Source organism: Sinomonas sp. P47F7, assembly GCF_049332655.1.
Classification (GTDB): Bacteria; Actinomycetota; Actinomycetes; order Actinomycetales; family Micrococcaceae; genus Sinomonas.
This window is the reverse complement of sequence record NZ_CP186327.1, coordinates 2,244,207-2,256,522: the sequence shown is the minus strand read 5'-3', so window position 1 is coordinate 2,256,522 and position 12,316 is coordinate 2,244,207. Positions and strand designations below refer to the sequence as shown.

Sequence of the window (12,316 nt, the reverse complement as noted above, 5' to 3'; positions counted from 1 at the left end):
CCGGCGTCGCGCGGGAAGAGCCACTCCGGGGCAAGCCTGTGATGGGCCACGACCTCTCAGGGCCGGGCAGTCTTCTGATCAAGCCATCGGTGTGGGCCGGGCGGGCGCCGGCCGCCAACCCTTGACCGGACAAATCACACCGAAGGCTCACGGAGAGCCAAGGAAAAGGCGACCAGCACCAACCTTGCCAGCCGGTCGCAGACCAGCCGCTCCACGTCTCACAGGGCTGAGCCGACACCGGAAAGGGATATCTTCCGCTGGGTGGAAGCCGGCTCTGGCGCCGGGCGCGGCCGCGCCGTTCCACTTGACTTGTGTCCTGCAAGCTATCCCCTGCTGCGAACCGCCTCGGCCGCGAGCTCTCCGCACACGTCCCGTCCGAAGCCGAGGGCGTCCTGTCCCTCGCTGGGGAGCTCGGAGGGGAGCTGTCGCGGATCTGGCCGCTCGCTGTCCGGCACCTGAGGGTCCGCAGCAACGATGCGCACACCCTGTACGCGGTCGCGATCGCCCGGTCGCTGCTCGAGGCGTACCCTGAGGCGGACGCTGGCGTCGTGCTTCCCGCGATAATGCTGCATGATGTCGGATGGTCGGAAGTGCCTCCGGACGAAGTGCTCGAGGCGATCGCGCCCGGCGGCGGCCGCCCGGACCTGGTCCTCCTCCACGAGAAGGAGGGCGCCAGGCTTGCCGCGGGGATCCTGTCCGAGCTGGGCGTCCGGGGAGAGCGCGCGCAACGGATCGTCGAAATCGTGGACGGCCACGACTCGCGCCGCGAGGCGCTCTCGATCGAGGACGCGATCGTGAAGGACGCGGACAAGACGTGGCGGCTCACCCCTCACGGTCTGGACACCGTCATGGACTGGTTCGGGCTGGACCGCGCCGGCGCCCTGCGGCTGTGCAGTTCCCGGGTCCACGGGCATCTGTTGACGGACGCCGCCAAGGCCCTCGCCCGCGGGCTGGCAGCAATAGAGTCGGCGAACCTCTGGCACGAGCGGGCAGCACTAGAGTTGCCCTAGCCGGGTCTGCGTGAGGAGGCACTATGGCGGGAGGGAGCAGCGAGCCGGGCCGTAGCGTGGCCTCGAAGCTTCTCGCGATCCTCTTCGCCTTCGAATCCGGGCGCCGCTCGATGAGCCTCACCGAGCTGGCGGAAGCTTCGGGCCTGCCGCTGACCACTACTCACCGGCTCGTCGGCGAGCTCGTCGAGTCGGGAGCGCTCGCGCGGGACCCTCAGGGCCGGATCCAGTTGGGGATCCGTCTGTGGGAGCTCGGGCAGAATGCAGGGCGTGCGCTCCGGGACACGGCCCGGCCGTATGTCCAGGACCTGTTCTCGCTCACCGGGGAGACGGCGCACCTCGCAATCCGAGAGGGCCACGAGGTGCTGTACATCGACCGAATCTACGGCACCAAGCGCGTGCCCCGCGCCTCCCGGGCCGGCGGCAGGCTGCCCATGCATGCTACGGCGGTGGGCAAGGTGATCCTGGCCTTCGAGGAGGACTGGGTGCGCGAGGCGTACCTCGACCGCCGCCTCGAGCAGCCCACGGCGTACACCCACGCGAACCCTGCCCGGCTCGCCGAGGAGCTCGTCCAGATCCGCGAGCTGGGCTATGCGACGACAGCCGAAGAGGTCCGCCTCGGCTCGGCGTCGATCGCCGTCCCCGTCTTCCACTCAGGCCGGATCGCGGCCGGGCTCGGCTTGGTCGTGCTCTCGTCTCAAGCGGGCACCATGATCCGCCATCTGCCCACGCTGCGCGGAATCTCGGCACAGATCGAGCGGGCGACGGCGCACGTTCCCTTCGAGACGCTGCGCGCCAATGCGGGGCTGGGGAGATAGCAATCTGATTCCACTGAGTGGAAGGCGAGGCAGCCACTTGCCCGTGATTCAGCCCACACTGGAGCGAGACAGACGGGCAGGCCCAGAGGGCCGCAAAGCCAAGGTCCAGCTACAAGGAGAACTGATGTCATTGTCGACTCAGGGAACGGGATGCCCGTTCGGCTTCGGGGCGGAATCGTCAGGGGCGACCGGGACGCTGCCGGGCGGCGCAGCCGCCCGCGGTCCGGCGCACGAATCGGCCCCCACGTCACCCCACCATGGCTACGAGCCATTCCAGATGAAGGACCCATTCCCCGCGTACGCGCGGCTCCGCGCCGAGGAGCCCGTCATGTACGACGACCGGATCGACTACTACGTGGTCACCCGCTACGACGACATCAAGGCCGTCTTCGAGGACTGGGAGACCTTCTCCTCAGAGAACGCCCAGGCGCCGGTCCGGAAGCGCGGCCCGGAGGCCACGCAGATCATGAACGAGGGCGGCTTCACCGCCTACTCGGGCCTCTCGGCCCGGATTCCGCCGGAGCACACTCGCATCCGCGGGATCGTGCAGAAGGCCTTCACGCCCCGGCGGTACAAGACGCTCGAGCCCTTCATCCACGGGAACGTCGCGGAGCGGCTCGACGCGATGCTTGCCCGGGGCACCGGGCACGGGGAGATCGTCCGGGACCTCGCCTACGAGGTTCCGACCATCACGATCCTGACCCTCATCGGCGAGGATCCGACGAGGATCGACGACTACAAGCGCTGGTCCGACTCGCGCGCCGCCATGACCTGGGGCGACCTGAGCGACGAGGAGCAGACCCCTCACGCCCACAACCTCGTCGAATACTGGCAGGCCTGCCTCGCACTGGTCGCCAAGGCACACCGCGAGGGCGGCGACAACCTCATCGCAGACCTCGTGAAGGCCCAGCAGGACGGCGCCGAGATCTCCGACCACGAGATCGCCTCGGTGGCCTACAGCCTCCTTTTCGCCGGGCACGAGACCACGACGACGCTCATCTCCAACGCGCTGCGCCTCCTTGCCGCAGACCCGGCAACGTGGTCCAAGCTCGTCGAGGACCCGAAGAGGATCCCCGGCGCGATCGACGAGGTGCTCCGCTACTCCGGCTCGATCGTGGCCTGGCGCCGCAAGGCACTCAAGGACGCCGAGATCGGCGGCGTGAAGATTCCGGCGGGCGCAGGCCTCCTGCTCGTCATGGGCTCGGCCAACCGGGACGAGTCCAAGTTCGAGGACCCAGAGACCTTCGACATCACCCGCCCGAACGCCCGGGAGCATCTCTCGTTCGGCTTCGGGATCCACTACTGTCTCGGCAACATGCTCGCCAAGCTCCAGGCCAAGATCGCCCTCGAGGAGGCCACGGCGAAGATCCCCCACCTGCGCGTGGACGATCGGGAGAGCATCGAGTTCCGCGAGAACCTGTCGTTCCGCGTCCCGATCGCGGTGCCCGTGAGCTGGGAGGACTGAAGGCGTGAGCACGATGGAAAGCACCGACTACGTGCAGTTCTTCGACGGCGGAATCGAGCCCACGCTTGCGGCGCTGGGCGGCAAGGGCGCCTCGCTCGTGACGATGACGGCCGCGGGCATGCCGGTCCCGCCCGGCTTTGTGGTCACAACGGCCCAGTTCGACGCTTTCATGGCCGAATCCGGCATCACGCGGCGGGTCCACGCGCTCCTCGCAGGCCTCGACCCGGAGGATGTCGCACAGGTCGACACGGTCTCGGCAAGGATCCGCGCCGACATCGAATCATGCCCGGTCCCAGCCGAGGCGCGCGCCCAGACCGTCACCGCCTACGCCGCGCTCCAGTCACGCTTCGACGCACCGGTCCCGGTGGCCGTCCGTTCGAGCGCGACGGCGGAGGACCTCCCCGAAGCGTCGTTCGCGGGCCAGCAGGACACGTACCTGTGGCTCGAGGGCTTCGACGCCGTGGGCGAGCACATCCGCAAGTGCTGGGCCTCGCTCTACACGTCCCGCGCCATCACGTACCGCCTCAAGAACAACATCCCCAACGAAGGCCTCTCCATGGCCGTCGTGGTGCAGAAGATGGTCAACGCGAAGTCCTCGGGCGTCGCGATGACCCTCGATCCGGCCAACGGGGACCGCTCCAAGATCACGATCGAGGCGAGCTACGGTGTCGGGGAGATGGTCGTCTCGGGCCAGGTGACCCCTGACAACATCGTCCTCGACAAGGTCACCTTGGCGCTCGTCGCGGAGCACCTCGGCGACAAGCAGGCCGAGCTCGTCCCCGACCCCGGGGCGCGGCGCCTCGTGGAGCGCGAGGTCGACGCCGAACGCCGCGCCCGCCGCTGTCTCACCGACGCCCAGCTCGCCGCCGTCGCGATGCTGGCCAAGCGCGCCGAGAAGCACTACAGGTGCCCGCAAGACGTCGAGTGGGCCCTCGACGCAGACCTGCCCGAGGGCGAGAACCTCCTGCTCCTGCAGGCCCGCCCCGAGACGGTCCATTCAGCGAAGCCAAAGACGGCACCCCAGCCCGTGGTGAGCACGACGGCGGCGGGCGGCCCCGCGGCATCCGGCTTCAGCTGGGGCTCCATCAAGCTCACCGCATAGCCCCACCGCCCCTCAGAAAGCACGAAGAGAAAGAGGACACGCCAATGTCGATGAAGTCCTTCCCGAAGCCGTCCGAGCTCCCGGTCCCCGCGGGCGCCGAGGGCTGGGAGAAGCTGTACCCCTACTACCTCGTGTTCCAGGACAAACTCAAGGAGGCCGAGGACGCCAAGTTCTGGTTCTGCGACTCCCAGCACTGGCCCACGGTTTTCAAGCCGTTCGAGACGATCGGCGGCGAGTTCGCGGTCAAGTGCCTGGGCCAGTACAACGCCCGGCACCTCATGGTCCCCAACGCCAACGGGATCGACTTCCGGATCCACCTCGGCTACCTCTACATGAGCCCTATTCCCGTGCCGGAGGATCAGATCGCCGAGCGCGTGCCGCTGTTCGAGGAGCGTGTGGGCTACTACTTCCAGAATTGGCCGCGCCTGCTCGAGCAGTGGCACGCCAAGGTCAAGGGCACCATCGACGAGATGGAGCAGATCTCCTTCGCCAAGCCGCCCGCCGTCGTCCCGATCGAGGACATCCGCTCGGGCAAGGCCATGGACGGCTCCGAGGTGCTCCTGGACAGCTACGACCGCCTGATCCAGCTGGCCTACCAGAACTGGCAGTACCACTTCGAGTTCCTCAACCTCGGCTACATCGCGTACCTGGACTTCTTCAACTTCTGCAAGCAGGTCTTCCCGAACGTCCCGGACCAGTCGATCGCCACGATGGTCCAGGGCGTGGACATGGAGCTGTTCCGCCCCGACGACGAGCTCAAGGGCCTCGCGGCCCTGGCCGTCGAGCTCGGCCTCCAGCCTGCCTTCGCAGACACGGACGACGCCGAGGGCACGCTCGCGGCGATCCAGGCCTCCCCGGGCGGGGAGCACTGGATGGCGCGCTGGGACGAGGCGCACGAGCCGTGGTTCAACTTCACCGTGGGCAACGGCTTCTACGGCCACGACAAGTACTGGAACGAGCACCCGGAGATCCCGCTGGGCTACATCAAGGACTACATCGCCCGGCTCGACGCCGGCCAGGAGATCCTGCGGCCCGTCGAGGAGCTCGTCGCCGAGAAGGAACGGATCGTCGTGGAATACCGCGAGCTGCTCGACGGGGACAACCTCGCCCTCTTCGACGCGAAGCGCGGCCTCGCCGCCCAGTGCTACCCGTACGTGGAGAACCACAACTTCTACATCGAGCACTGGACCATGGGCGTCTTCTGGCGCAAGATCCGCCAGCTTTCCCGGCTGTTCCATGCCGAGGGCTTCTGGAACAAGCCGGACGACCTGCTGTATCTGGGCCGGAACGAGGTCCGCGACGCGATCTTCGACCTCGTCACCTGGTGGGGGGTCGGCGCGGTCCAGCCGATCGGCCCCAGCTACTGGCCCGAAGAGATCGAGCGGCGCAGGAAGATCGTCGACGCGCTCAAGACCGCCCGCCCCGCGCCCGCCCTGAACACCCCGCCGGCCTCCATCACCGAGCCGTTCACCCGCATGCTATGGGGCATCACGACCGAGCAGGTGCAGCAGTGGCTCGGCGAGGGCGAAACTGTCGAGGGCGGGGGCCTGCGCGGCATGGCGGCCTCGCCTGGCGTCGTGGAGGGCCCGGCCCGTGTGGTCACCCACGCGGACCAGCTCTCCGAGGTCCAGCAGGGCGAAATCCTCGTCGCGACCGTCACCGCCCCCTCGTGGGGCCCGATCTTCGGCAAGATCGCCGCGGCCGTCACAGACATCGGCGGCATGATGAGCCACGCCGCCATCGTGTGCCGCGAGTACGGCCTCCCCGCCGTGACCGGAACGGGCTCGGCGTCCACAACGATCCGAACCGGCCAGCGTCTGCGCGTCGACGGGACGAAGGGCATCGTGGAGATCCTCGACGCCCCCGTTCTCGAAGGCCCAGGGGCCCACGGCGAGCAGCTGCAGGAGCCTGCGCATGCCTGAGCAGAACCCCGCTTCACCCGGCACCACCCACGCCCAGGCTCCCCGACTCGCGCTCATCACAGGTGCGGCCGGGGGTCTGGGGAGGGCCTTCGCTCTCGGCTTCGCCTCCCGCGGCTACCGCGTGGCGGTCGCCGACCTGAACGCGGCCGGGGCTGAGGAGACAGCGCAGCTCGTCCGCGAGGCAGGCGCCCAGGCGACCGCCCTGAAGGTCGACGTCACCGATGTGGCATCAACCGATGCGATGGCCGCCGAGGCCGCCGGTTTCGGCGGGGGCCGGATCGACGTCGTCGTCAACAACGCCGCAATCTACGCCACGGTGACACGAACCCCGTTCGAGGAGATCGACCCGGGCGAATGGGATCTCGTGATGGGCGTGAACCTGAAGGGCCCTTGGCTCATCACGCGAGCGGCGAGCCGTTATCTGGGCGACGGCGGGCGGGTCATCAACCTCGCGAGTGCCACCGTCTACTCAGGCTCCGAGCAGTGGGCCCACTACGTGGCCTCCAAAGGCGGCGTCATCGCGCTGACCCGGGTCCTCGCGAAAGAGCTCGGCCGCCGCGGCATCACCGTCAACGCGATCGCCCCCGGGTTCACGCTCACCGAGGCGAGCTACGGGCTCATCGAGAATGCCGAGACGTACGGGGTGGACCGGGGCGCGATCAAGCGGGCCAGCCAGCCCGAGGACATCGTGGGCGCCGCGCTCTTCCTCGCAAGCCCCGACTCTGCCTACATGACCGGCCAGACCCTCGTCGTCGACGGCGGCCGGCAGTTCATCTGAGAAACCCAGGAGCACACGAGCCATGACAACCACCGTCCACTACACCGACGCGGAGGGCACCGTCCGCGACATCGAGGGACGCCCCGGCGACTCCGTGATGGAGACCGCAGTGCGCAACGGCGTGCCGGGGATCGTCGCCGAATGCGGCGGCTCGCTCTCGTGCGCCACCTGCCACGTCTTTGTCCGCGAGGACTGCCTCGGCAAGCTCCCGCCGATGGAGCCCATGGAGGACGAGATGCTCTACGGCACCGCCGTGGACCGCGAGGAGAACTCGCGCCTCTCGTGCCAGCTCAAGCTCCAAGACGGGATGGATCTGTACGTGACCACCCCCGAAACGCAGGTCTGAAATGGCTGTCCCCATCCCCCAGGCGACAGGGCTCCTCATCGTCGGCGCGAGCCAGTCCGGCGTCCAGCTCGCCGTCTCGCTGCGCGCTCTCGGCTTCGAGGAGCCCATCACGCTCCTCGGCGAGGAGAACCACCGGCCTTACCAGCGCCCGGCCCTCTCGAAAGAGTGGCTCCAGGGCGAAGTCGGCAACGAGTCCCTCATCTTCCGCTCGAACGAGTACTGGGCCGAGCACAGCGTCACGCTCGTCAAGGACCAGCGGATCGTGCGGGTCGAGAAGAACCCAGACGGCTCCGGCGTCGCGGTCGCCGAGTCCGGCGCCGAGTTCCCGTTCAAGCGCCTCGCCCTCACCGTGGGAGCCCGCGCCCGGAAGCTCGCGGTCGACGGCGCGGATCTCACCGGGGTCGTCTACCTCCGCAACGCCGATGACGCCCTGGCCCTCAAAGCCCTTGTCGGCGACGCGACGGACGTCGTCGTCATCGGCGGCGGGTTCATCGGTCTCGAGGCTGCGTCCAGCCTGAAGAAGATGGGCAAGAACGTCGTGCTGCTCGAGCACGGGCCTCGGCTCATCGGGCGGGCCGTGGGCGAGGAGACCGCCGAGTATTTCCTCGAGGCCCATCGCGCCCGGGGCTTGGACATCCGCCTCGGCGCACGCATCTCACGCTTGGTCCCCGGGGCAACGCACGACGGCGGGAAGGCCGTCGCCGGCGTCGAACTTGCAGGCGGTGAGGTGCTTCCCGCGCAGGTAGTGCTCGTGGGCATCGGTGTGGTCCCGAACACGGAGCTTGCGGAGCAGATGGGCCTAACAGTTGAGAACGGGATCGTTGTGGACGCCCACGCGCTCGCCTCGGACGGCACCACCGTGGCCGTGGGTGACTGCGCGAATATGCCCAACCCCGTGCCGGGTTCCCCCGCCGGCGAGCGTATACGGCTCGAGAGCGTCAACAATGCCATCGAGCACGCCAAGGTGGCCGCGTATTCGCTCATGGGCCGGAGCGAGGACTACGCCGGGATTCCCTGGTTCTGGTCGAACCAAGCCGATCTCAAGCTCCAGATTGCGGGCCTGTCGATGGGCTTCGACCAGACAGTGGTGCGGCGGGACGACGAACGCGGGAAGTTCGCGGTCCTCTACTACCGCAATGGGCGAATCATCGCGGCGGACTGCGTGAACGCGCCCCTGGACTTCATGGCCGTCAAGAACGCCCTCGCGAAGGGCCAGAACATGCGCTCCGACGCCGCGGGCAGTCCCGCCGTCCAGCTCAAGTCGCTGGCCGTCTGAGCGTCAACCGCCAAGCCTCGGCCGCCCGACTCATCAGACCTTGCACCGGAGGACCCCATGCCCGATCGCCCCGCTCTCGCCCCCACCCAGGAGAGTTCGACCACGAGCGCGCCGCCGGCATCACCCGCTGCCGACCGCCCGGGCATCGACCAGACCCGCGCCGACGCCTTCGTCGCCGCCCGCCCCGCCCGGCCGATCCCCGCCGAGGGCCGCGTGGACACCCGGCCCATCTGCGAGACGCCGAGTGCCGCCGACTCTCTGGACCCGCTCTGGCGAGCCGTGGCCACCTACACCCGCGCCCGCGGGAACGACATCCACCTGCCGATCTCGGTAGCCTACGCCGAGCGGCTCTGCGCCGCCTACCCCTCCGCCGATCGGGAGCTCGTGCTCGTCGCGACCCTCCTGCATGACACCGGCTGGGCCCGAGTCGACGAGTCCCGCATCCTCTCCGAGGGCTTCACTGGGGACTGGCGCAAGGCCCAGATCCGCTACGAACACGAGCACCAGGGCTGCCTCGTGGCACGCGAAGTGCTGCCCGGGCTGGGCTACTCGGAGGAGTTCGTCGAGCGGGTCGCAGCCATCATCGACGGCCACGACACCCGCCGCGTGGCTTACTCCCTCGAGGACGCCCTCGTCCGGGACGCCGACCGGCTCTGGAGATTCGACCGTGCCGGGATCGCCCTCGCCTCCTCGTGGTTCGGAATGGACCCGGCCACCTACACCGACAGGCTCGCCGCTGAGATCGTGCCCGAACTCATCACCGCCGCAGCCGTTGAGATGGCCACTGCCGACCTCGCCCGCTCCAACGCCCTGCTCAAGACAGGAGTGCTCCGATGACCACCACCCCCATTCAGCCGAGCGCGGACGGCGCGGCGGCGCCGTCGTCCGCCGATGCGTGCGCGAGGCGCGCCTCACTCGACCTGCCCTACTCGCTGGTGGACGACATGTTCATCGACGGTGACTACACCCCTGCCTCCGGCACCGGCCGCAACCCCGTCACCGACCCGGCCACGGGCGGGGTCTGGGGCGCCGTGCCGGACGGCTCGGCGCAGGACATCGACGCAGCAGTGGGCGCCGCACGCCGAGCCTTCGACACCGGCCCCTGGCCACGGCTCTCCCCCTCCGAACGCGCCGCGTACCTGATGCGGATCGCGGAGGAGATTGAGGCCCGCGCCGAGATCCTCGCGCTGACGAACACGCGCGAGAACGGGTCCCCGATCATCGAGACCCGAGGAGCCGCAGCGAACGCGGCAGGGATCTTCCGGTACTTCGCAACGCTCGCCGAGTACCTCGAGCGCGAGGACGTGCGCCCCTTCCCGTTCGCACCGGGCCAGGAGTCCGTGGTGCGGCGCGACCCGGTGGGCGTGTGCGCGCTGATCGCGCCGTGGAACTTCCCGATCAACCTCGTGGTCATCAAGCTCGCCCCGGCGCTGCTGGCAGGGTGCACGGTGGTGATCAAGCCGGCCTCGCCCACGCCGCTCTCGATCCGGTTCATCATCGACGCCGTCGCCGCCGCGGGAGTGCCGGCCGGCGTCGTCAATCTCGTGACCGGATCGGGCCGCCTCGGCGACGCCCTCGTGAAGCACCCGGGCGTGGACAAGGTCGCATTCACCGGCTCCACCCCGGTGGGGCGGCGCATCGCCGCGGCCTGTGGGGAGCTGCTGCGCCCCGTGACCCTCGAGCTCGGGGGCAAGTCGAGCGCGATCGTGCTGCCCGACGCCGACCTCGATGCGATGGCCAACGTCCTCATCCGCTCCTCCATGCGCAACACCGGCCAGACCTGCTACATCTCCACGCGCATCCTGGCACCGGCCTCCCGATACGACGAGGTCGTCGACATGGCCACCGCCGTCATCGCCGCCGCACCCCAGGGCGACCCGCTGGACCCGGCCACCGTATTCGGGCCGAGCGCGACGAAGGCCCAGTTCGAGACCGTCATGCAGTACATAGAGTCCGGACTCTCCGAAGGCGCGCGGGCAACGACCGGCGGCAGCGCCGCGTCGCTGGCCGACGGCCTCGAAGGAGGCTACTTCATCGAACCGACCGTGTTCGCGGACGTCACCCCAACCATGCGCGTGGCCCGGGAGGAGATCTTCGGGCCAGTCCTGACGATCCTGAAGTACGACGAGGCGGGGCCGGGCCGCGGGCTCGACGAGGCCGTCGCATTGGCCAACAACACCGAATTCGGGCTCGGGGGCCTCGTCTTCTCCTCCGACCCCGACGCCGCCTTGGCGGTGGCGGACCGGGTGGACACCGGCTCGATCGGCATCAACTTCTTCGCCTCGAACCACTCCGCCCCCTTCGGCGGACGGCACGACTCCGGGCTCGGAACCGAGTACGGCGCCGAAGGCCTGGGCGCATACCTGACCTACAAGTCGATCCACCGGAAGGCACAGTAGGCCTGCAGACGCGGTGCGTGGCCCGAACTGCCCCATCCCCTTCTTGGCTGGATCCGAGCGGTGTGCGTTTTTCAGCCTTTCGCCGGTCGGTGGGCATCCTCATGGAAGCCACGCGCCAATTCGGACGAAGCGGCCCCGCCTCTGGGCTACGGCGTGCCGCGCTTCTGAAAGTCGCACAGATCCGGCCCGGCCCGCGCTGGACCCACCCGGTTCTGGGACGGCTCGCCTCTTCTCAGGGGTGCTGTCCGGTTCGAGGCGCGTTCTTCCGTCGCGGATCAGGCCATAGAGGCGATCTGGGTGTGGGCGAAGCGGTGGGCGGCGAGGCCGCCGTCGACCCTGATGTCGGCGCCGTTGACCCAGCGGGCCGAGTCGGTGGCGAGGAAGACGACGATGTCGGCGATCGAGCCGGGAGTGGCGGCCCCGCCGAGGAGGCTGATGGCGCCCTCGACTTTTCCGGGTCCGTGGTCGCGCTTGAAGTCTTCGAGGATGGGGGTGTCGACGGGGCCCGGGCTCACGGAGTTGACTCTGATGTGCTTGCCGAGGAGGTCAGCGGCGGTGGTCTGGGTCAGCACGCGCACGCACTCCTTGGAGAAGCGGTAGGAGTTGGTTGTGACCTCCGCATTCCCAGTGACCGTGGCGAGCGCCTCTTGAGGGTCGTCGATGCGGAGGAAGGCGCGGATCTGGGGGAGGCGCTCGGCCCAGCCGTCGGCGACGCTGGAGGCGAGGTTCGTGACGAAGCCTCCTTCCCGGATGGCCGGGACGAGCGCTGCGGTGAGGGCGCGGAGGCCGAGGACGTTGACCGCGAGGACGGTTTCCCAGGGGGCGGTGCCGGGGACGCCGGCGATGTTGGCAAGGCCGTCGAGCCGCGGGGCCAGTGCTGTGACGGCTCGGGCGGCCTTCTCGGCGCCTTCTGCGGTGGAGAGGTCCGCTTGGACGAAGTCGGAGGCTCCGACCGGCACGTTGCGGTCGACGCCGATGACCCGCGCTCCGAGGGCGCGCAAGCGCTCGGCGGACGCGGCGCCGATGCCCGAGGCGGCGCCGGTGACGACGACGGTGCGCTCTGCCAGGCTCAGTTCCATTGTTCCCTCCAGGGTGATCGGCCCAGCCCCGGTCCCTGTTTCGGCACACGGCTGCGCGACGTTCGTTTGGCTTGCCACCAACTGTTGGCCCTGGATCATGGGGCGGCAATCCCTGCTTTCCACT

Annotated in this window: 11 protein-coding genes; 10 read left to right on the top strand and 1 reads right to left on the bottom strand. The window is 69.0% G+C overall.

What is annotated here, in order from left to right; genetic code table 11:
• Nucleotides 1–311 precede the first annotated feature (311 nt).
• The 10 genes from ACOKR1_RS10555 (at nucleotide 312) to ACOKR1_RS10510 (ending at nucleotide 11,113) form a co-directional block, all read left to right on the top strand.
• Nucleotides 312–1,010 carry an HD domain-containing protein gene (locus tag ACOKR1_RS10555; RefSeq protein ID WP_422933046.1) on the top strand — a complete coding sequence of 233 codons (699 nt, stop codon included), beginning with the start codon at nucleotides 312–314 and terminating at the stop codon, nucleotides 1,008–1,010.
• Between the two features lie 23 nt (nucleotides 1,011–1,033).
• On the top strand, nucleotides 1,034–1,825 hold the full coding sequence (locus tag ACOKR1_RS10550; RefSeq protein WP_422933045.1) for an IclR family transcriptional regulator: 792 nt from the start codon (nucleotides 1,034–1,036) through the stop codon (nucleotides 1,823–1,825).
• Nucleotides 1,826–1,949: 124 nt separating this feature from the next.
• Complete coding sequence (locus ACOKR1_RS10545) at nucleotides 1,950–3,290, top strand: cytochrome P450 (protein ID WP_422933044.1); 1,341 nt, start codon at nucleotides 1,950–1,952, stop codon at nucleotides 3,288–3,290.
• A gap of 13 nt (nucleotides 3,291–3,303) precedes the next feature.
• On the top strand, nucleotides 3,304–4,392 hold the full coding sequence (locus ACOKR1_RS10540; protein WP_422936608.1) for a PEP/pyruvate-binding domain-containing protein: 1,089 nt from the start codon (nucleotides 3,304–3,306) through the stop codon (nucleotides 4,390–4,392).
• A gap of 44 nt (nucleotides 4,393–4,436) precedes the next feature.
• A complete protein-coding gene (locus ACOKR1_RS10535; protein ID WP_422933043.1) occupies nucleotides 4,437–6,314 on the top strand; it encodes a PEP-utilizing enzyme in 1,878 nt (625 codons plus the stop codon).
• Nucleotides 6,307–7,092, top strand: a complete 786-nt coding sequence (locus ACOKR1_RS10530) for an SDR family NAD(P)-dependent oxidoreductase (RefSeq protein WP_422933042.1) — start codon at nucleotides 6,307–6,309, stop codon at nucleotides 7,090–7,092. The genes ACOKR1_RS10535 and ACOKR1_RS10530 overlap by 8 nt, the downstream gene beginning before the upstream one ends.
• Before the next feature lie 22 nt (nucleotides 7,093–7,114).
• A complete protein-coding gene (locus tag ACOKR1_RS10525) occupies nucleotides 7,115–7,438 on the top strand; it encodes a 2Fe-2S iron-sulfur cluster-binding protein (RefSeq protein WP_422933041.1) in 324 nt (107 codons plus the stop codon).
• A gap of 1 nt (nucleotide 7,439) precedes the next feature.
• Entirely contained in the window at nucleotides 7,440–8,714 is a 1,275-nt protein-coding gene (locus tag ACOKR1_RS10520; RefSeq protein WP_422933040.1) for an NAD(P)/FAD-dependent oxidoreductase, read from the top strand.
• Between the two features lie 57 nt (nucleotides 8,715–8,771).
• On the top strand, nucleotides 8,772–9,551 hold the full coding sequence (locus ACOKR1_RS10515; RefSeq protein ID WP_422933039.1) for an HD domain-containing protein: 780 nt from the start codon (nucleotides 8,772–8,774) through the stop codon (nucleotides 9,549–9,551).
• On the top strand, nucleotides 9,548–11,113 hold the full coding sequence (locus ACOKR1_RS10510) for an aldehyde dehydrogenase family protein (protein WP_422933038.1): 1,566 nt from the start codon (nucleotides 9,548–9,550) through the stop codon (nucleotides 11,111–11,113). The genes ACOKR1_RS10515 and ACOKR1_RS10510 overlap by 4 nt, the downstream gene beginning before the upstream one ends.
• Before the next feature lie 275 nt (nucleotides 11,114–11,388).
• On the opposite strand, the gene ACOKR1_RS10505 is transcribed toward ACOKR1_RS10510, so the two are convergent.
• On the bottom strand, nucleotides 11,389–12,192 hold the full coding sequence (locus ACOKR1_RS10505; RefSeq protein ID WP_422933037.1) for a coniferyl-alcohol dehydrogenase: 804 nt from the start codon (nucleotides 12,190–12,192) through the stop codon (nucleotides 11,389–11,391).
• Between the last annotated feature and the right edge of the window lie 124 nt (nucleotides 12,193–12,316).

Excerpts from the sequence above, each read along its gene's own strand:
- ACOKR1_RS10505 (WP_422933037.1), bottom strand. The coding sequence starts at position 12,192 with ATGGAACTGAGCCTGGCAGAGCGCACCGTCGTCGTCACCGGCGCCGCC.
- ACOKR1_RS10515 (WP_422933039.1), top strand. The coding sequence starts at position 8,772 with ATGCCCGATCGCCCCGCTCTCGCCCCCACCCAGGAGAGTTCGACCACG.
- ACOKR1_RS10535 (WP_422933043.1), top strand. The coding sequence starts at position 4,437 with ATGTCGATGAAGTCCTTCCCGAAGCCGTCCGAGCTCCCGGTCCCCGCG.
- ACOKR1_RS10510 (WP_422933038.1), top strand. The coding sequence starts at position 9,548 with ATGACCACCACCCCCATTCAGCCGAGCGCGGACGGCGCGGCGGCGCCG.
- ACOKR1_RS10545 (WP_422933044.1), top strand. The coding sequence starts at position 1,950 with ATGTCATTGTCGACTCAGGGAACGGGATGCCCGTTCGGCTTCGGGGCG.
- ACOKR1_RS10540 (WP_422936608.1), top strand. The coding sequence starts at position 3,304 with ATGGAAAGCACCGACTACGTGCAGTTCTTCGACGGCGGAATCGAGCCC.
- ACOKR1_RS10550 (WP_422933045.1), top strand. The coding sequence starts at position 1,034 with ATGGCGGGAGGGAGCAGCGAGCCGGGCCGTAGCGTGGCCTCGAAGCTT.
- ACOKR1_RS10525 (WP_422933041.1), top strand. The coding sequence starts at position 7,115 with ATGACAACCACCGTCCACTACACCGACGCGGAGGGCACCGTCCGCGAC.
- ACOKR1_RS10520 (WP_422933040.1), top strand. The coding sequence starts at position 7,440 with ATGGCTGTCCCCATCCCCCAGGCGACAGGGCTCCTCATCGTCGGCGCG.
- ACOKR1_RS10530 (WP_422933042.1), top strand. The coding sequence starts at position 6,307 with ATGCCTGAGCAGAACCCCGCTTCACCCGGCACCACCCACGCCCAGGCT.